This window comes from Arthrobacter sp. S41 (assembly GCF_004320535.1).
GTDB lineage: Bacteria > Actinomycetota > Actinomycetes > Actinomycetales > Micrococcaceae > Glutamicibacter.
The window spans coordinates 1-19254 of the sequence record NZ_SIHY01000002.1; the positions used below are offsets into that span (position 1 = coordinate 1).

16 protein-coding genes are annotated in these 19254 nt (G+C 59.8%); 2 read left to right on the forward strand and 14 right to left on the reverse strand.

The window, feature by feature from the left end:
- Positions 1 to 459: 459 nt before the first annotated feature.
- The 5 genes from tyrS to EYR88_RS11350 form a co-directional block, all read right to left on the reverse strand.
- Positions 460 to 1779 (reverse strand): tyrosine--tRNA ligase, encoded by a 1320-nt coding sequence (gene tyrS / locus EYR88_RS11330; RefSeq protein WP_131089879.1) that lies wholly within the window; start codon positions 1777 to 1779, stop codon positions 460 to 462.
- A gap of 189 nt (positions 1780 to 1968) precedes the next feature.
- A complete protein-coding gene (locus tag EYR88_RS11335; protein ID WP_131089880.1) occupies positions 1969 to 4218 on the reverse strand; it encodes a UvrD-helicase domain-containing protein in 2250 nt (749 codons plus the stop codon).
- A 202-nt stretch (positions 4219 to 4420) separates the two neighbouring features.
- Positions 4421 to 4963: an adenine phosphoribosyltransferase gene (locus EYR88_RS11340; RefSeq protein ID WP_131090356.1), complete on the reverse strand. Its 543-nt coding sequence runs from the start codon at positions 4961 to 4963 to the stop codon at positions 4421 to 4423.
- Between the two features lie 71 nt (positions 4964 to 5034).
- Positions 5035 to 6012 carry an aldo/keto reductase gene (locus EYR88_RS11345; RefSeq protein WP_131089881.1) on the reverse strand — a complete coding sequence of 326 codons (978 nt, stop codon included), beginning with the start codon at positions 6010 to 6012 and terminating at the stop codon, positions 5035 to 5037.
- An 80-nt stretch (positions 6013 to 6092) separates the two neighbouring features.
- Positions 6093 to 6929: an SDR family oxidoreductase gene (locus tag EYR88_RS11350; RefSeq protein WP_131089882.1), complete on the reverse strand. Its 837-nt coding sequence runs from the start codon at positions 6927 to 6929 to the stop codon at positions 6093 to 6095.
- A 146-nt stretch (positions 6930 to 7075) separates the two neighbouring features.
- Between EYR88_RS11350 and EYR88_RS11355 the strand changes: the two genes are divergently transcribed.
- A complete protein-coding gene (locus EYR88_RS11355; RefSeq protein WP_131089883.1) occupies positions 7076 to 7984 on the forward strand; it encodes a helix-turn-helix transcriptional regulator in 909 nt (302 codons plus the stop codon).
- Positions 7985 to 8051: 67 nt separating this feature from the next.
- Here the strand turns inward: EYR88_RS11355 and EYR88_RS11360 are convergent, their stop codons facing one another.
- Both EYR88_RS11360 and argH read right to left on the reverse strand, forming a co-directional pair.
- Positions 8052 to 8792, reverse strand: a complete 741-nt coding sequence (locus EYR88_RS11360) for a maleylpyruvate isomerase family mycothiol-dependent enzyme (RefSeq protein ID WP_131089884.1) — start codon at positions 8790 to 8792, stop codon at positions 8052 to 8054.
- Positions 8793 to 8939: 147 nt separating this feature from the next.
- Positions 8940 to 10358 (reverse strand): argininosuccinate lyase, encoded by a 1419-nt coding sequence (gene argH, locus EYR88_RS11365; RefSeq protein ID WP_131089885.1) that lies wholly within the window; start codon positions 10356 to 10358, stop codon positions 8940 to 8942.
- Between the two features lie 217 nt (positions 10359 to 10575).
- Here argH and EYR88_RS11370 point away from each other — a divergent pair, with 217 nt between their 5' ends.
- Complete coding sequence (locus EYR88_RS11370; protein ID WP_131089886.1) at positions 10576 to 11127, forward strand: macro domain-containing protein; 552 nt, start codon at positions 10576 to 10578, stop codon at positions 11125 to 11127.
- 109 nt (positions 11128 to 11236) lie between these two features.
- Here the strand turns inward: EYR88_RS11370 and EYR88_RS11375 are convergent, their stop codons facing one another.
- From EYR88_RS11375 to argC, 7 genes are all read right to left on the reverse strand, one after another.
- On the reverse strand, positions 11237 to 13102 hold the full coding sequence (locus EYR88_RS11375) for an HNH endonuclease signature motif containing protein (RefSeq protein WP_131089887.1): 1866 nt from the start codon (positions 13100 to 13102) through the stop codon (positions 11237 to 11239).
- 128 nt (positions 13103 to 13230) lie between these two features.
- A complete protein-coding gene (locus EYR88_RS11380; protein ID WP_131089888.1) occupies positions 13231 to 13734 on the reverse strand; it encodes an arginine repressor in 504 nt (167 codons plus the stop codon).
- A 4-nt stretch (positions 13735 to 13738) separates the two neighbouring features.
- On the reverse strand, positions 13739 to 14698 hold the full coding sequence (argF, locus tag EYR88_RS11385) for an ornithine carbamoyltransferase (RefSeq protein ID WP_207306519.1): 960 nt from the start codon (positions 14696 to 14698) through the stop codon (positions 13739 to 13741).
- A 30-nt stretch (positions 14699 to 14728) separates the two neighbouring features.
- The gene (locus EYR88_RS11390) at positions 14729 to 15946 is read right to left on the reverse strand and encodes an acetylornithine transaminase (protein ID WP_131090357.1); all 1218 of its coding nucleotides are present in this window, start codon (positions 15944 to 15946) and stop codon (positions 14729 to 14731) included.
- A 35-nt stretch (positions 15947 to 15981) separates the two neighbouring features.
- Entirely contained in the window at positions 15982 to 16920 is a 939-nt protein-coding gene (argB, locus tag EYR88_RS11395) for an acetylglutamate kinase (protein WP_131089890.1), read from the reverse strand.
- A gap of 11 nt (positions 16921 to 16931) precedes the next feature.
- Positions 16932 to 18146, reverse strand: a complete 1215-nt coding sequence (gene argJ / locus EYR88_RS11400; protein WP_131089891.1) for a bifunctional glutamate N-acetyltransferase/amino-acid acetyltransferase ArgJ — start codon at positions 18144 to 18146, stop codon at positions 16932 to 16934.
- Entirely contained in the window at positions 18143 to 19174 is a 1032-nt protein-coding gene (gene argC, locus EYR88_RS11405; protein ID WP_131089892.1) for an N-acetyl-gamma-glutamyl-phosphate reductase, read from the reverse strand. Before argC ends, argJ begins: the two co-directional genes overlap by 4 nt.
- Positions 19175 to 19254 lie beyond the last annotated feature (80 nt).

Here is a 19254-nt window from a genome sequence, read left to right on the forward strand (position 1 = left end):
AAAAAACACTCAAGAACATCACACGGGGGTGCAATGCCTCAAGCAAATGTTATGTATTCACCAAATAAAATAAATATTCGGTATCAACAAACTTGGCACACTATTGAGTTCTCAAACAACAAACACTCTCGACACCACAACCACCATTTCTCAGTGACTGCTTCGCTCCGGAGCAACTTTTCAAGCTTACCACCGCGCTAACCAAAGTCAACTCGATGTTTCCAGCTTGTTTACCCCACTGTTTCTTTCAGACCTTTTCGGCCCGTCCGGATCAGCGGCGCGAGATAAGACTCTACACGGATTCCCACCCGGCGCAAAATCGGCTTCCGTGTCGTATTTAGTGGCCTATTCCCACTCCGACTAGTGCTTTTAGTATCCATGTACAACAAAACCACCAAAAAAGTGTGCTGCTTCACAACATTTTCTGGTGGTTTCGTGTAATACGGGTCCGGCTGAGGGTTACTTGCTCAGTTCAACAACAGCCATGTTCTTCTTACCGCGGCGCACAATTGCGTAACGACCGTGGAGGAAGTCCGACTCGCTAAGTACGGAGTCGATACCTTCAACCTTTTCGTTATTCACGTAGGCGCCGCCTTCGCTGACAGTGCGTCGAGCCTCCGACTGAGACTTACTCAGTCCCGAAGCAACCAGCACGTTGAGGATGCCAAGATCCTCGGCACGCACCTGGGCAGTTGGGAGTTCTGCGATGACGGATTCAAGCGTTGGCAAATCGATCGCGCTCAGATCGCCATTGCCAAAGACCGCAGCCGAAGCAGCAATAACTTGCTCGGTAGCCTGTTCGCCGTGCACCAAGGAAGTGACTTCCCAAGCAAGGGTGCGCTGGGCAACCCGCTTGAACGGACGCTCGGCGATTTCAACCTCTAGGGCTTCGATCTGCTCGCGAGTTAAGAAGGTGAAGACCTTGAGGCGATTAGCCACATCGGCGTCTGCAGTATTCAACCAGAACTGGTAGAAGGTGTACGGGCTGCACATTTGCGCATCCAGCCAGATGGCATTGCCCTCGGACTTACCGAACTTGGTGCCATCCGAGTTGGTGATCAGCGGAGTGCCGTAGGCGAACGCGGAGTTGCCAGTGACCTTGCGGATGAGCTCGGTGCCGCTGGTGAGGTTGCCCCACTGATCTGAGCCGCCGGTCTGCAAGGTGCAACCGTACTGACGGTTTAGCTCCAGGTAGTCGTAGCCCTGCAGGACCTGATAGGAGAATTCGGTGTAGCTGATGCCCTCATCGGAGTTCAGGCGTGCGGCCACGATCTCCTTTTTGATCATCGTGCCCACACGGAAGTACTTGCCAACATCGCGTAGGAAGTCCAGGGCCGAGAGTCCGGAGGTCCAATCCAAGTTGTTCACCAGCTGGACCGCGTTATCCCCCTCGTTGGAAAGGAAACGCGATACCTGGGCTTGGAGCTTGGCGACCCATTCGTTCACGGTCTCTTTGGTGTTGAGGGTGCGCTCTGCGGTTTGACGCGGATCGCCGATCAAACCGGTGGAACCGCCCACCAAAGCCAGCGGCTTGTGCCCCGCGAGCTGCAAACGGCGCATGTTCAGTAGCTGAACCAGGTTGCCCAAGTGCAGGGACGGAGCGGTGGGGTCAAACCCGCAATAGTAGGTCACGGTCTGTTCGGACAGGGCACGCTCCAGCTCGGTTTCGTCGGTGGATACGTGCACTAGGCCGCGCCACTTCAGTTCCTGCCAGACGTTCTGGAAAGATGCATCATTCTTCTGTCCGGCAATCACCGGATTCTGCTTAGTTTCAGACATGCTCTCTGTGACCAATTTTCGCTCTTCGTTCTGCCCCTAGTACGCGTGGATAATTCACGCGCACTTGCTCTCGCGCCGCGGTTGGGGTTGCCCACCAGCGCACAACTTCCAGATTATCGCTTGGCAACACACAAGTGCCAGTTGCCTTGCCCGTCGATAATCAACAATTCGATACTCAACAACTCGCTCCTAGGCGCGCAATCCCTGCGGTAGCTCTTGGCTGTGGACCACGTGCAAGCGTTGGGTGGTACGGGTCATGGCTACATAGAGATCGCCCACGCCACCATCAACTTCCGCGACCAGCTGGGCCGGCTCGAGAATCAACACACCATCAAACTCAAGGCCCTTGGACTCGCGCGCGGTGATCACCACAATGTCTTGGCTCAAACCACCCGAACCGGTTCCCACACGATCGCCATATTTATTGCTGACCGCCTGGCGCATGCGGGCCAAATGCTGTTGTGGAACGATCACGGCCTGCAAGCCACCAGCCGAATACGTCAACTCCTGCGCCAAGGCCTCAAGGACGGTGGATTCCAGATTTTCCTCGGTGCTTTGTGTGAGCACCGGTGGCCAGTCCCCCTCACGCACGGCTTGCGGGGTGGTGATGTGTAGGCCAGCTGCTTGGGCCACTCGAACTGCCGCGTCCGCGATCTGCGCCGGCGTACGGTAGTTCACGCTCAACTCTTCAAGATTAAAGCGATCTGCGAAGAACGGCTTCAGCGCTTGGGCCCAACTGCTCGCACCGGAAGCAGCTGAAGTTTGCGCAATGTCGCCCACAATGGTGAAGGACTTCATCGGGCATCGACGCACCAACAAACGCCACTGCATGGGCGAAAGTTCCTGCGCCTCATCAACAACAATATGTCCGTAGGCCCAGGTGCGATCGGCCACTGCACGTTCGGCAGCCGAAAGCTTCGCTGCGGTTTCCTGGTTGACCCCGGCGACCTGTTCGGCGGTAATCACCCCGTCGATCCCGGCGTTCTCCAACATCGTATGCATATTGGTCAACGCGGCCTTCGCGTTCTCAATATCCGCCTCGTATTGGGCGGTGTGGGCAGCGATATTGGGGTCCGCAAATTCGCCGAGCAGCTGCGCGGCTTCATCAAGCAGCGGCACATCGGCCTCGGTGAAAGGTGAACCGGCCCGACGGTACAGTGCGTCGCGCTCGGCTTCCTTCAAATGCGGTGCGGCGGCTTCTAACAGGTGCGGGTTGGCAAAAAGTTCGCTCACCAGCTGCGAAGGAGTCATCGGCATCCAGCATAGGTTGAGCACAATGCGCACGTCGTAGGCTTCGCGCACTTCCTGCGGCAGGTAGGAACGATCCGTGGTCGAGGACTGACCGGCCGATTCCTCCAGTTTGCGACGCAGCTGCTCCGCGAGATCCCCAACAAGGACCTTGGTGAAAGTTTCGCGCGCCTCGTTGTACGGCTTATGTGTGTGGCGCGCGCGTTCCCGAGCGTTGCGCACCATCTTCGGGGTCAGCGTCAGGCGGGTGCCTTCAACCACCACGGTGCGGTTCTGATCAATGAGGCGCTGACGGTTACGGACCGCGGCGGCGATGACCTTGGCCATGGACAGCTGGCCTTTAAGTCGCGCGACGGTGCGGTTGGTTTCCGGGATCGCATGCAGGCCGTAGTACAGGTCGCCCACTGAGGACATGACCACGCCGGTCTCACCAAGGGAGGGCAGCACACGCTCGATGTAGCGCATGAAGGAATTTGATGGGCCGACGATCAGCACACCAGCATTTTTGAGTCGTTCGCGGTATTCGTAGAGCAAAAACGCGGCACGGTGCAGGGCGACCGCGGTTTTACCGGTACCCGGTCCGCCCTGAACTACCACCGCGCCGGGCAGCTGGGCGCGAATGATCGCGTCCTGTTCGGCCTGAATGGTACCGACGATGTCTCCCATGCGACCGGTGCGCTTTTCACGCAGCGCCGCCATCAGCGCACCCTCGCCGTGATGGGTGTGTCCCTCATCCAGCCAGGTTTCATCAAGTACGTCGTCTTCAATCCCTGCGACACCACGGCCCTTGAGCATCAGGTGGCGGCGGCGGCGTACCCCGCGCGGGTTCAGTGCGGTGGCCTGATAAAACGGGGCGGCCTCGGTGGCGCGCCAGTCGATCATCATCCGGTTCAGTTCTTCGTCGGACAGACCGATACGCCCGATGTAGCGCGGTGTTTGTTCGTCGCCGGCCATATCAAGACGGCCAAAGACCAGGCGATCCTGCACGGCGTCTAATTGGGCGATCCGGTCCTCGTACAACGTGGCAAAGGAGTCGCGTTCGGACATATTTTGGAATGTGCCGATGGCGCCCTGGGCTCGGGTGCGTTCAAGCTGCTCAACCTTCTCGGCGCGCAACTCATCAAGTCGCGCATACAGCCGGCCCACATAGTCGGATTCAGCTAACAAGTCGCGTTCGATCGTCTCGGTCAACCTAGTTCCCCTCGCGCTTAAAATCTGCTCCTGCGCAAAAACACAGGACAGATAATGATACGCGCCTAAGGTGGCTCGGAACGAATCCTCGCGGACCCTAGGCGTCATCTACTTAGTGTGTGCACCAACGCGGTTTCCCGGCGCCAAGATCACGCCCGGAATTTGGTGGCTCAGAGCATTGGTAGCCCAGAGCATTGGTAGCTCAGACCAGTTGCAGGCTGCGCACGTCGTAACCGGACAGTTTTTTGCGCCCTGCAAGTTCCTCAAGTTCCAAGATGACGCCGACGCCTGCGACGACGCCTCCGGCACGTTCGATCAATCGGGCCGAGGAACCAACCGTGCCGCCGGTGGCCAGCACGTCGTCCAGCACTAATACTCGGGTGCCCGGTGCGATCTCATCCTTATGGATTTCCAGCGAGGCGGACCCATATTCCAGGGTGTAGTCGTCGCGGAATACCTCACGCGGTAACTTGCCCGCCTTACGAATGGTCAACATGCCCTTGCCCGATGCGTAGGCTGCCGCCGCGGCCAGCACAAAACCACGCGCTTCCAGCCCAGCCACAATGTCGTAGCTGCCAGCGAACGGCGCGATCAGTTCATCAACGAGGCGTCGTAGTCCGATCGGATCGGCAAATACTGGGGTGAGGTCCTTAAAGGAGATACCTGGCTGTGGGTAATCGGGCACTACCGCGCACAGTCGATCCAGCAGGTCTGTAATGCTCTCGTTATTAGTCACGCATAAGATTTTAGTTCCTTGAGCGTGGTACTCCCAACCGGAGCATTTTTCTTGCCCCTGCGCGCGGGCTCCGCGCTGGCTCACTGGTCGATCGAGGACATGTTGTTATCGTCATGGCGGGCTCCGGCCGCCGGTTCTAGCGCGTTGAGGCGTGCAAGCTGCCCGGCGCTCAGGCGCACCTCTGCGGCGGCCGTATTTTCTTCAACTCGGCTCACGCGTCGGGTTCCGGGGATCGGAGCGATGTCATTTCCTTGCGAGAGTAGCCAGGCCAGTGCCGTTTGGGCTGGCGTCGCACCAATTTCCGCACCAATTTTGCGCACTTCGTCAACGATCGCCAGGTTTTTCTGGAAGTTCTCCGCGAGGAATCGCGGATTGGTTTTGCGCCAATCATCGTCGGCAAAATCATCCACAGTGCGAATAGAACCGGTCAGCAAACCATGGCCGAGCGGAGAATATGGAACCAGCCCGATACCAAGTTCGCGCAGCACCGGCAGTAGTTGTGATTCAACGTCACGGGTCCACAACGAGTATTCGGTTTGCAGCGCCGAGACCGGCTGCACTGCATGCGCCCGGCGAATTGTCTGCACCGACGCTTCCGAGAGCCCAAAGTGGCGCACTTTACCTTCGGCGATGAGCTCGGCGACGACTGAAGCGGTCTGTTCAATCGGCGTATTGGGATCTACCCGGTGCTGATAGTAAAGATCGATGTAGTCGGTTCCCAGTCGTTGTAGCGATCCCTCTACCGCACGACGCACGTTGGCCGGCGAGCTGTCGATCGTGCCCGGACCGCCGTCATGTGACACCAGCCCAAATTTTGTGGCCAAAACTACCTTGTCGCGACGCCCTTTGAGAGCTTGCCCAACAATTTTCTCACTCAAGTATGGTCCATAAATTTCGGCGGTGTCTAGGTGCGTGACCCCAAGGTCTAGGGCACGGTGAATGGTGCGGATGGACTGGGCATGATCCAGCTGGCCCTCACTGGTGTAGGTGCCGGCCATGGTCATGGCACCAAGGCCAATTTGTGAGACCTCTAGGTCCCCCAATTGTGCGGTTAACATGAGTGCAACTTCCTGTTCTGAGATGTTCTGGGGTGCTAAAAATTACTGGCTGCGCCGTGATGTACCGGCGGATCGAAGTCTTAATCCTCTAGATCCATGGCAGATGAGAGTTCACGATGGGCATCTACCTGAGCCAGGAGCTGCTGTGCCTTCTGCTCTGCGCCGGCGACGATGTCCGCGCCGGCCACAAATCGCTGCGGAGGTGTTGGCAGCGCCGCCAAAGTCACCAAGGCTTGACCCAACTTGGCAGGATCGCCTCCCTGCTTTCCGTTCATGGCCTTCCACGCGGCGATCGTTGAACTGGTTCGTTCCTGATAGTCGCTAATCGACAGTTCAGGCCAGATCGATGAGGCGCCTTCCACTAGCAGTTCGGTGCGGAAGAAACCTGGCTCAACAACGGTGGTCCCGATACCGTAGGGGTCAAGATCAAAGTGCAGGGATTCCATCCAGCCTTCCAGCGCAAACTTCGAGGCTGCGTAGGCGGCACAGAATTCTTGTCCGATCAGCCCGGCGGCCGAGGTGATAGTGAAAATGTGACCGCTGCGCTGGGCGCGCATGGTGGGCAGAATGGCGCGGGTGACGTTCAGCGGACCAAAAAAGTTGGTTTCCATTTGCAGGCGCATCTGCCGGTCGCTGATTTCTTCAAAATATCCGGCGTAGAAGTTACCAGCGTTATTGACCAACACGTCGATGCTTCCAAAATGTTCTACGGTTGCTTCTGCCGCGGCCACCGCAGCTTCGGCGTTGGTGATGTCTAGTGAGAGTGGCAAAAGGTTTTTGTGCTCGCCCAGTGCAGCGGTGACTTTTTTGGCGTCGCGGGCGGTGCCCACCACGCGGTGTCCGGCGTTCAGTGCCGCCTTGGCCAGTTCGATGCCCATGCCGCGGGCTGCTCCGGTGATAAACCAAACGTTGCTCATAATGGTGCCTTTCGTTGTGCAATACCTTGAGGTTCTAGGGTCGATGCATCAATTCAATCGTCGGCCGAAGTGCTGAGCCAGACCCTGATTATGGGTTCCCCAGCAGGGCACCTTTAGCGCGTGAGTGGTGCTGTATCGTCGAAAATATGGACCACCAGGATGACCTCAGCCAGTTCCTCATTTCGCGCCGCGCCAAGTTGAACCTGCAACAAGTTGGGCTCCCCGATTACGGTGGACGCCGACGCGTTCCAGGATTGCGCCGCGAAGAAGTGGCCCTTTTGGCGGGCATGAGCGCCGAGTATTACAAGCGCCTGGAGCGTGGTAACGCCAAGGGTGTCTCCGAATCGGTGATCAACGGCATCAGCCGGGCCCTACAACTTAATTCGGCTGAGCACTCCCATTTGCTCGATCTGGTTCGGGCAGTGAATGTGGGAGCCAGTTCGCAGCGTCGAGCTGCGCCACGCAAAACTCAGCTGAGCGCCGACGTGCTCCAGACGATTAGCGCGATGTCGACGGTCCCGGTTTTTGTGCAAAATGGTCGGCTGGACGCGATCGCCACCAACGATCTTGGTCGCGCGTTATTTTCACCCATGTTCCAGGACCAATCACAACCGGTGAATGCTGCGCGCTTTATTTTTCTCGATCCGAAAGCTCAAGAGTTTTACCGGGATTGGGAAGCAAACGCGCACCAAATTGTGGCACTTCTGCGTGCCGAAGCTGGTCGTTCGCCCTATGACCGGCAATTAAGCGATCTGGTTGGCGAGCTGTCCACCCGTAGTAACTTTTTTGGCAAATTGTGGGGCGCTCATGATGTGCGCGAGCACCGCACCGGAACCAAGAGCGTTCATCATCCCTTGGTCGGCGATCTGGATCTGACCTATGTGGGGGTGGACTTGTCGGTGGACCGTGGGAACCAGATGCTAATTTTCTCCGCCGAACCTGGCTCCGCTTCGCATGATGGACTGCAGATTTTGGCGCAGTGGACCAAAACTGCACCCGCTCAGTCGCCCGTCGACAAACTGGCGCATCACTCCGAGACACGTCGAGATAGTTAAACGCGAGGCCTTAATGTTGGTGGGGATCAGGATCGGCAGCATACTCAGGTCCTGTGCCGTGCCGGATCTAACGAGGCAATAGCCGATCGCTAGGCCATGGGAGCAAGGTCGGGAATTCGGCGCCGTCGGCTGCGGCCGTAGCCCGCACCACACCGCCCGCCGGTCGTCCGGCCAACCATGCGGCCAGGTCAAAATCGGTTCCTTCCAACACCCACGAATGTGGTCCGTCGCCGAGCACCAGAGGCTTTTTCCCCAGTGGTTGCAACACGATTCGATCGGTTGGCCGAACACGCGCACCGAGGGCACGCAACAGGTGCTCGGAAAATTCCTGTGGCCAGCTGGCCGCCGGGCGTAGCTGCGCGTCCAGATCGGTCGCGTGGATGAGCATCTCACGCCAGGTTGCGTACATCATGTCGGCGACCTTGGCCCCGGGACGGTAACCGACCGGTTCATCCCAGCGTTCACGTGCTTCGGGGAGCACGGCGCGCAATTCATCCAGCGAAGCGGCCACAAGTTCGCGTAGCTTTTCCGGACGCAGTAAGGCCACCATGTTGATGGCTTCGGTCCGGCCAGTTGTTCCCCCGTCGTACATTTGAGGAAGCTGCGCTTGTCCGGCGTGGACAAACTGACGGTGCGCGGCCTGCGCGAGTGAATGCAGGTGCGCCACGAGCTGCGCGGTGCTCCATCCGGGCAACGAGCTTGGCTTGGCAAAAACTTCGTCCGGCAGCGCGGCCAGCTGGGCCTGCAATTCATCTAAGGCGGAGGTTACCTGCTTGATCAGTTCACCCGGAGGAAGTTCATATGTCATGGCACACACTCTAGCGTTGGTGCGGGTCGAACAAAAGCCGTCTCACCTCGGTGCAAGGCCCGCGCGGTGAGGGCAGAAAAAGACCACGGTCGACGCGGCCACACATTTGTGGTGATGCGTCGACCGTGGTCGTTGAGCGCTAACGGGTTACTGGTTAACCCACGCGCGGATCTCTTCAAGCTGGCGCTCGAACTCAACTAGCTGCGCTGCCACGGCGCTCGGTGCGGTGCCGCCCTGACCGTTGCGGGCGTTCAGCGAACCCTCGGTGGAGAGTACCTCGCGTACCGCCGGGGTCAGGTGCTCGGAGATGCCGGCGTACTCTTCGTCGGTGAGGTCCCAGAGTTCCACACCACGGGATTCTGCCAGCTGAACCGCGGCGCCGGAAAGCTCGTGGGCGTCCCGGAACGGCACACCCTGACGAACCAGCCATTCGGCAATATCAGTAGCCAAAGCGAAGCCTTGGGGTGCCAGTTCGGCCATACGCTCGGTGTTGAAGGTCAGCGTTCCCATCATTCCCGCCACAGCCGGCAGCAGAATTTCCAAGGTATCCGCCGCGTCAAAGACCGGCTCCTTGTCTTCCTGCAGGTCGCGGTTGTAGGCCAATGGCAGGGCCTTGAGTGTTGCCAGCAGGCCGGTCAGATCGCCGATCAAACGTCCAGCCTTACCGCGAGCCAGCTCGGCGATATCCGGGTTTTTCTTCTGCGGCATGATCGATGAACCGGTGGAGAAGGAATCGTGCAGCTTCACGAAGCTAAATTCCTTGGTGGCCCAGAGGATGACCTCTTCGGAGACGCGCGAAAGGTCCACACCGATCATCGCAGCGATCCACGAGAACTCGGCAAACACGTCGCGGGCCGCGGTGCCATCGATGGAGTTATGTACGGCCGAGTCAAAGCCCAATTCTGCGGCCACAAAATTCGGGTCAAGACCTAGGGTTTGGCCGGCTAGTGCGCCCGAGCCATACGGTGAAACGGCCGCGCGCTTATCCCAATCGACCAGTCGCTGCACATCGCGCAGCAGTGGCCACGAGTAGGCCAGCAAAAGGTGCGAGAGCAGGATCGGCTGGGCGTGCTGCAGGTGGGTGCGGCCAGGCATCGGCGCATAAGGATGCGCTTTAACCTGCTGAACCATGGCATCAAGCGTGTCGATGACGCCCGTGGCGATGATGCGGGCGTGATCGCGCAAGAACATCCGGCCGAGGGTGGCGATCTGGTCGTTGCGGGATCGTCCGGCGCGTAGCTTTCCACCCAATTGGGTGCCTGCGCGTTCGAGCAATCCGCGTTCCAAGGAACCGTGGACGTCTTCGTCGGACTCAGCGGCTACGTAGGCCTTGGATAAAACGTCGGCCTCAAGCTGATCTAGAGCTGCGATCATGTCTTTGAGTTCAGCATCGGTGAGCAGGCCGGCGCGGTTCAGGACTTTTGCGTGGGCGCGGGAACCGGCAATGTCGTAGCTGGCTAGGCGCCAGTCGAAATGGGTGGACTTGCTCAGCGCTGCCATTGCATCCGCTGGGCCGCCGGAGAACCGACCGCCCCAGAGCGATCCTTCATTAGTTGACGAGGCCATGGCCTGTTCCTTTCTGCCGGTAAAAAATTGCACTGCACCCCACTCTAGCAAAGTTTTATGCAATGTTGCTCATAAATATTCACTGTTGCGTTGAATCATGCAGCCTCGCTTCGGGCAGGACACACAGGAAACTCGAAATTTAATCTCTTCCAGTCCACGTCGCCCGGGCGTATGGTGATGACCATAACCGAATCGGAACTACCTTCGGAGGTACGAAATGGAAATCCAGTTGTACCGGGGCGACATCACCACCCTGCACGTTGATGCCATTGTGAACGCGGCCAACCCATCGTTGTTGGGCGGTGGAGGTGTTGATGGAGCGATTCATGACGCCGCCGGGCCCGGCCTGCTCGCCGCATGTCGCGAAGTTCGCGCCCAGCGCTATCCCGATGGGATTCCCTCGGGAATTGCTGTGGCTACCAAGGCCGGTGATCTGCACGCCAAATGGGTCATCCATACCGCAGCGCCGAACTTGGCACTGATCAAACCAAATCCGAAAATTCTCAACGACTGCTTTGTGAACTCGTTGTACGTGGCCGCACGCCACGACGCGCATTCCATCGCTTTCCCGGCGATCGGGGCCGGGGCCTTCGGCTGGGATCCGCAACAGGTTGCCGACATTGCCTTTGAAGCAATCTCGCGGTGGATCGACACCAACAAACATATTTCGCCGATCCATAAGATCGTGTTGGTCGCCCACACCGATGAAGTTCAGGTCGCTTTTGAGCGGGCCTTCTCGTTGGATGCGGTAGCCGAATTGGCAGCCTAAGCCGAGAGACAAAAACTGCCACGTTGTTCGCACAGTGTTTCACTGATCGAACAAGGTGGCAGTTTTTGTGTGGTCTTGCGGGTTGGTGGGGCTTGGGTATTACTCGGGTTTAGGTGCGCGCGAAGTAGGTATTGCGCCGTGGGACCTGCTCGGGATCCAAATGTTTGGGCAGGATGACGTAGGGCAGACCCTTAATCTTGACCAGCTTCAGGTATCCGCTATGAACCATGACGTGGTGCTTTGTGCACAAGGGACAGCAGTCTTGTAACCGCGTGTGCCCGCCTTTGGCCCAAGGCGTGTAGTGGTGGAACTCCAACAACGCAGGTTCTGTGGTGCAGCCTGGTACCAGGCAGCCACCATCGCGGTCCCGGGCGGCCAACTTCATCCACCGTGGGAAGAGCCGGGCGTCGCGACCGATATCCATGATGACCCCGTCGGCGTTGTAAATCGGGCTGAGCACCTTAGCTTCGCACAGCATGGTGCGCAGTTCGGGCCCGCTGAGTTTGACCCTATGGGCGGTAATCCCCTGCAGGGACGCCAAATCACACAGGTCAGCGTAGTTTGCATGCACCACAATTTCCGGGGTCACGCGTTTGCCGGCGCTGTCGGGGTCGACATTTCGAAGCACCGCGTTCAGCGCGTTGAGTCTGCGCTCGGGAATGCTGCACGTTGAGGGCATCGTCGGCAAGGCTTTGTTTGGTGCGGGTGGAGCCAACGGATCAGGTGGATCGGTTGGTTCCGGCGGGTCTTCGTTGGGCGGGTGCGCAGCGTCGCTGCGGGCCCAGTCAGGAATCGGGTCATCACTGTGCCAGAGTGGGTCGATTGCCTCATCCGCATCGTCGGGGCGTTGCTCGTTGGTGCTTTCGTCGCCCGTCTTTTCCTCGCTGGTGTTTTTCTCGTCAGTCTTTTCCTCCGGATCCGCTTTGCCAGTGGCCGAAGTGGAATCTGATGAACCTGCGGAAGAGGCGTTAGCGGAAGAGGTGGAAGCATCGACGGCTTGACGGGCGGCGGCGCCAGCCTGGGTGCGCTTGTTGTCCGCCTGAGCGATCAACGATTCCCAGACCTCTGCATCAAGCGAGCGGACGCGGACGATAAATTCGTGGACCCCATTGATCACCGGGCCGCGAAAGAGCCCCAGCTTGGGAGCTTTTGTTTCGCCGTGTGCGTCCTTGTACGCCTTGACCAAAGAATTCAACTGCTTCTGGCGGGTGCGGACCTGCTGAATATTCAGGTGCTCAGCGGCATGAACTTCGAGCAGGACGCCGTCCGGTGCGGTGGCGGTAGCCGAGGTAGGACTGCCATCGAAGGTGGTGTCTGCGGGTTCAAATTTGTCGAGCGCGCGGGCAATTTTGAGCACTTCGCGTGGATCAGCCAGCTGATGCAGATCTGGCAAACTCCACCCCTGAGCAGAGCCGGAAGATGACGATGCGGCAGAATCCGCAGAGAGGTCAGGATCCGAAGGGGCTGCGTGGTGATGGAAATGCTCGGCCAACAAGGTGAACCGTGGGGCGCAGGCGGCGCCGGAGATATCGGCGCGGGCGTGGACCAAATGTGCGTCGCTGATCCGGCCGGCGGCCTCAAAATAGTTCAGGTCCAGCACGCTGGCTAGGGTCTCCGCCGCGTCCTGGTAGAGGGTGCGGCCTGGGGCAAAAACCGGCTCGGCGCTGAAATCTGTGACGCCGGCGCGCAGGTCGTCGAATTCATTCACGTGCAGGGCATGCGCGGCGGTGGTTTCCACGGTGCTGGCCGCGGCTATGCTGGCGCGTGTGGCCTGCCGGCTCAACGCTTCGGCCAGTTGTGCGTGAGCCACGGCAACGCGTGGATCGGCGATGGAAGATGCCTGGGTGCTCAGGTTTTGGACCAGTTCCAGGCACAGTGTTTCGGCGTGCAGCAGCTGCGCCGGCTCCAGCGTGATGCCCGAGGCCAGCGCCGAAGCGACCTCGGTCAGCGCACTGGTAACACTGTTTTTGTCCATGGGTTGATGATGCGCCGATCGGGCGGTTAACAACGCAGGCCGCCGCGCACTGTGGAAAAGTGCGTGGCGGCCTGGGCTAGCCGAAGCGGGCGCGTGGAAGCGGCGTGTGGAAGCGGGCGGGCTGCGGGTTAGCGCGGTTCGGCCAGTGCGAGGAAGCGGGCAGCCACCTCGGCTCCCCCATCCACGTCGCGGGTGGTGACCATGATGGTGTCATCTCCCGCGATGCAGCCCAAAATGAGCGGCATCTGCGAGTGGTCGATGGCCAGAGCCAGCAGATTCGCCGCGCCGGGCGGGGTGCGCAGCACCACGATGTTCCCGGAGGCTTCGGCGGTGACGAGCTGTTCGGCGCAAATCTTGGCCAGGCGCGCGTCGAGCACTTCCTGGGTAATCGCGGTCTGCGGGGAACGATCCCCACCTTCTTGGCGCACCGCGTAAATCAGCTGGCCGGAGTGGTCGCGGATGCGCACCGCGCCGATTTCCACCAGGTCACGGGAGAGCGTGGCCTGAGTGACTTCCAGCCCGTCGTCCTTGAGCAGCCCGAGTAGCTCGGCCTGTGATTTGACCGAGTTGTTGCCCAAAAATGCGCGGATGCGGGCCTGTCGAGCGGTTTTGGTGCTTGGCTGCGAGGACATTTTTTTACAGCTCCACTCGGGGATCTTGGGCCAGGCCGGAAGCGACCATAAGCCAGGTCATGACGGCCTTTTGGGCGTGCACGCGGTTTTCGGCTTCGTCAAAAACTACCGACTGTGGGCCGTCAATGACCTCGGCGGAAATTTCGTAGCCGCGGTAGGCAGGAAGACAATGGAGTACGATCGCATCCGCCTTGGCCAGCTTCATCGCCTCGGAGGTGACCGAGTAGTCGGTGAACAGCTTCAGGCGTGCTTCCTTCTCATCTTCCTGACCCATGGAGACCCAGGTGTCGGTGACCACCACATCGGCGTCCTTCAGCGCGGCGGCAGCGTCGGTGGTGATGGTGACCGATCCCCCGGTGAGCTTCGCCCGCTCTTGTGCGGCGGCGACGATCGATTCGGCAGGCAGGTAGCCTTCGGGACCGGCAATGCGCACATGCATGCCGGCGGTGACACCAGCAAGCAGGTAGGAGTTGGCCATATTGTTGGCCGAGTCGCCCAGGTAGCTCATGGTCAGCCCTTGGGTGGCGCCCTTGTGCTCGCGCACGGTGAGCAGATCGGCGATCAACTGGCACGGGTGGTAGTCATCGCTCAGCGCGTTGATGACCGGCACGGATGAGTTTGCCGCCATTTCTTCCAGGCCAGACTGGGCGTAGGTGCGCCACACGATGGTGGAGACCATACGTTCGAGCACCATGGCGGAGTCGGCGATGGACTCCTTATGGCCCAGCTGGGATTCGCCGGAGTTGATGATCAGCGGGGAGCCGCCCAGTTCGGCGATGCCGGCGTGGAAGGAAACGCGGGTGCGGGTGCTGGTCTTGTCAAAAAAGACCGCGACGGTCTGCGGGCCAGCGTATGGCTGGTAGCCGTACTTGTCGGCCTTCATCGCAGCGGCCAGATCAAGCACCTTGGACTGTTCGTCGGCGGTGAAATCCAGGTCGGTCAAAAAGTGGCGGGTTGTGCTCATCAGTTTGTTCCTTAGAATTTGTGCGAAGTTTTAGGCGGCGGCGATCAGCTGTGGCAGCGCCTGCAAGAAGCTGCCCAGCTGCTCTTGGGTGATCACCAGTGGCGGGGCCAGACGGATGGTGAACTCGTCGGTGGCGTTGATGATAAATCCGGCATCTAGCGCCGCGGTCACCAGTGCCGGGGCGTTGGCCTCGGTAAGCTCAAAGGCGGTGAGCATCCCTGCCCCGCGCACCTGTCCCACGCCGGTGATCCCGGCTAGCTGTTGACGCAGCCACTGACCATTTTCTCGAACCTGTTTAAGCAGGTTCTGGGATTCGATGGTGTGGATGACCGCCAGGCCCGCCGCGCAGGCTACCGGGTTACCACCAAAGGTGGTGCCGTGATCGCCCGGGGTTAGGCGTCCGGTATTTTCTTCACCAAAGACGATCATCGCGCCGATCGGGAAGCCGCCGCCCAGACCCTTGGCCAAGGTCATCACGTCGGGAATGACCGGTGCCGAGGCGAAGAATGCGCCGGTGCGCCCCATGCCGGTTTGCACCTCGTCGAAGACCAGCAAGGCGCCAGCCTTGCGGGTAATGTCCCGGGCTGCCTGCAGGTACTGAGCCGAGAGCATTTTCACTCCGGCCTCACCCTGAATCGGCTCGATGAACACCGCCGAGACAGTTTCGTCCACTGCCTCACGCAGCGCCTCGATATCGCCGGCTGGAATCCAGGTGACGTTTTCGGGTAGCGGAGCGAAAGGAGCCCGGTACTTTTCCTTATAGGTCAGCGACAGTGCACCTAGGGTGCGGCCGTGGAAGGCGTGTTCTAGGGCGATCACCCGGGTACGCGGGGTCTGGTCGGTGCCAGCGTTGCGCCGGGTCAGCTTCAGGGCCGCCTCGTTGGCTTCGGTTCCGGAGTTGGCGAAGAAGACTTTGGAACCTGCCGGTGCGGCAGAGATTTCCAGTAGCTTTTCGGCCAGGGCGATCTGGCTCGGGGAAGTGAAGAAGTTCGACACGTGCCCCAAGGTAGCCAGCTGGCTGGTGATCACGGAGGTCAGCAGCGGGTTGGCATGCCCTAGGGTATTCACCGCGATCCCACCGAGCAGGTCCAGGTACTGGTTGCCGTCAGCATCCCACACATGGCAGCCAGCACCACGCACGAGTACACGCTGCGGGGTGCCAAAAACGCCAAGTAGCGAGGTGGAGTAGCGCTCGGAAAGAGCCGCCGAAGAAAGCTGGGTTAGCTGCGCCACCTCATCGATGGCCACATCGGTAGCGCTGTTGGTGTGCGTGGATTGCTCGCTCACAAGTTGTCCTTTGCGTGGGTGATTACCCCCGGGAGCACCTGGGTGCCCACCCCGGCGGTGGTGAAGATTTCTAGCAGCATGGAGTGCGGGACTCGACCGTCCACGATGTGCGCTTGGCCCACGCCTTCATCGACGGCTTTCAGGCAGGCACCCATTTTGGGGATCATGCCCGATTCCAGACTTGGCAGCATGCCGCGCAGCTCATCGTTGGTGATGGAACTGATCAGCGAGGACTTGTCCGGCCAGGCCGCGTACAACCCTTCCACATCGGTGAGGATCACCAGTTTGGTGGCGCCCAGCGCGGTGGCTAGGGCGGCCGCGGCGGTATCGGCGTTAACGTTGAGCACCGCACCGGTTGGATCGCCATTGTCATCAAATTCCGGGGCGACGGTGGAAATCACCGGGATCATGCCGGCGTCCACCAGTGAGTCAACCTGATCGGTGCGCACGCGCGTGACCTCACCAACCAAACCCAAATCCACCGGCAATCCGTCAACGATGGTGCCGGTCCGCACGGCCTGCAAGGTGGCGCCGTCCTCGCCGGACATGCCCACCGAGTAGGGTCCGTGGGAGTTGATGAGCCCCACCAGATCGCGCTGCACCTGGCCGGTGAGCACCATACGAACCACGTCCATGGCCTCGGGCGTGGTCACCCGCAGTCCCCCGCGGAATTCCGACTTGATGCCCAAAGTATCAAGCATTTTATTGATCTGCGGTCCGCCTCCGTGCACCACCACCGGATTGATTCCGGCATGCCGCAAGAAGACGATGTCCTCGGCGAAGGCACGTCGCAGCTCATCGTTGACCATCGCATTGCCACCGTATTTGATGACCATGGTGGTTCCGGCAAAGCGCTGGATCCACGGCAGTGCTTCAATGAGCGCTTCGGCTTTGGATTGGGCGGAATCCAGGTTGGTGCGGATGCTTTGAGCCATGTGGATCGTTCCTAGCTGGAGTAGGCGGAGTTTTCGTGGACGTAGTCGTGGGTCAGGTCGTTGGTCAGCACGGTGGCTTCCTCACTGCCTGCGTTCAGATCGATCTCGATGGACACGTTGCGCTCTTCAAGAGAGACCAGATTTCGATCTTCGCCCACCCCGCCGTTTTTGCAGACCATCACGCCGTTGATCGAGACGTTAAGCTGATCTGGTTCAAAGGCGGCCTTGGTGGTGCCAACCTCGGAGAGCACACGGCCCCAGTTAGGGTCTTTGCCAAACACTGCGGTCTTGACCAGGTTGGAGCGGGATACGGCCTTGGAAACTTCCAGGGCGTCGGCTTCACTGGCGGCATTGTAGGTGCGGATCGCGATGGTGTGATCGGCCCCTTCGGCGTCTTCGATCAGCATCGCGGCCAGTTCGCAGCAGGCGTCGGTCAGTGCTGCAGTGAATTCGCCCAAGTCCGGGGTGGTGCCCGAGGCACCGGAGGCCAGCAGCAACACGGTGTCGTTGGTGGACATGCAGCCATCGGAGTCGGCACGGTCAAAGCTCATCGCAGTGGCTACGCGCAGAGCCTGATCGGCCTGATCGGAAGAAAGCACCGCATCGGTGGTGAGAACAACCAGCATGGTGGCAAGCGCCGGGGCGAGCATGCCCGCGCCCTTGGCCATACCGCCAATGACCACTTGGCCACTTGCAGCATCCCCCACCGTGCGCGAAACTAACTTCGGCACGGTATCGGTGGTCATAATTCCGGCTGCGGCCTGATCGGCGGCATTCTGGTCGGTGGCCAACGCATCGGCGGCGGCTTTCACCCCGGGAAGCAGCTTATCCATAGGAAGCTGCATGCCGATCAGGCCGGTGGAGGCCACAGCGACATCCCCTGCGGACACCGAGAGCAGTTCAGCGACGTATTCGGCACTCTGGTGGGTATTGCCAAAACCTTCGGCGCCGGTGCAGGCATTGGCTCCGCCGGAGTTCAGCAGCACCGCATCAATTCGACCATCAGCCAAGACCTGCTTGGACCAGTGCACCGGGGCGGCGGCCACACGGTTGGAGGTGAAGACACCGGCGGCGTTAAAGTTTGGACCAAGGTTTTTGACCAGAACAACGTCGTTCTTGCCGGTGGACTTCAGACCTGCTGGTACCCCGGCAGCGCTGAAGCCGGCCGGTGCGGTGACACCTAAAGCTGGTGCCGAAGGATAGGTATTGGTGTGGGCGAGACTCACGGTGCAACTCCTTGCATGAGCAATCCGGTATTTTCTGGCAAGCCCAGGGCGATGTTCATGGACTGAACTGCCGCTCCTGCGGTGCCTTTGGTGAGGTTATCGAGCGCGGCGGTGACAATCACACGGTTGGCGTGCGTATCAAAGGCCAGCTGTAGCTGAACGTGGTTGGAGCCTTGGACCGCGCCGGTAGTCGGCCACTGGCCCTCGGGTAGCAGGTGCACAAATTGCTCGTTGGCGTACGCCTGTTCCCAAGCGGTGCGCAATTGCGCTTCAGTGACTCCGGCTTTCACCTTGGCGGTGGCGGTGGTCAAAATTCCGCGTGGCATCGGTGCCAGCGTTGGGGTGAAAGACACGATGACCTCTTCGCCGGCCAGCTTGGAGAAGCCCTGTTCCATTTCCGGGATATGGCGGTGGATGCCACCAACACCGTAGGTGCTCATCGAGCCCATCACTTCGCTACCCAAGAGGTTTGGCTTCAGCGATTTGCCGGCTCCCGAGGTTCCGGAAGCGGAGACGATGACCACGTCATCTGACTCGAGCAGCCCGGCCGCGAAGCCCGGTGCAAGGGCGAGCTGACCGCCGGTTGGGTAACAGCCTGGTACGGCTACGCGCTTGGTGCCCACCAGTTTTTCACGCTGGCCAGGTAGTTCGGGCAGCCCATATGGCCAGAAGCCTGCGTGTTCGGAGCCGTAGAACTTTTCCCAGGCGGCTGCTGATTCAAGGCGGTGATCTGCCCCGGCATCAATGACCAAGGTGTTTTCCGGTAACGCTGCGGCCACGGTGCCGGAGGCACCGTGTGGCAGGGCCAGGAATACTACGTCGTGCCCGGCGAGGTTTTCTACCGAGGTTTCTACCAGAACTCGATCGGCGAGCGCATGCAGATGCGGTGCGATCGAGCCGAGTCGCTGCCCGGCTTGGGAGTGCGCGGTGATTGCGCCAATCTCTACTTCTGGATGGGCCGCAAGGATGCGAAGGACCTCACCGCCGGCGTAACCGCTGGCGCCGGAGACAGCTACTGAAATCGTCATGACTAGATTCTATCGCGAATTATTCACCCACGCTAATAAATATTCATAAAATTCTTCGTCACGTAACCCGACATCCTGCG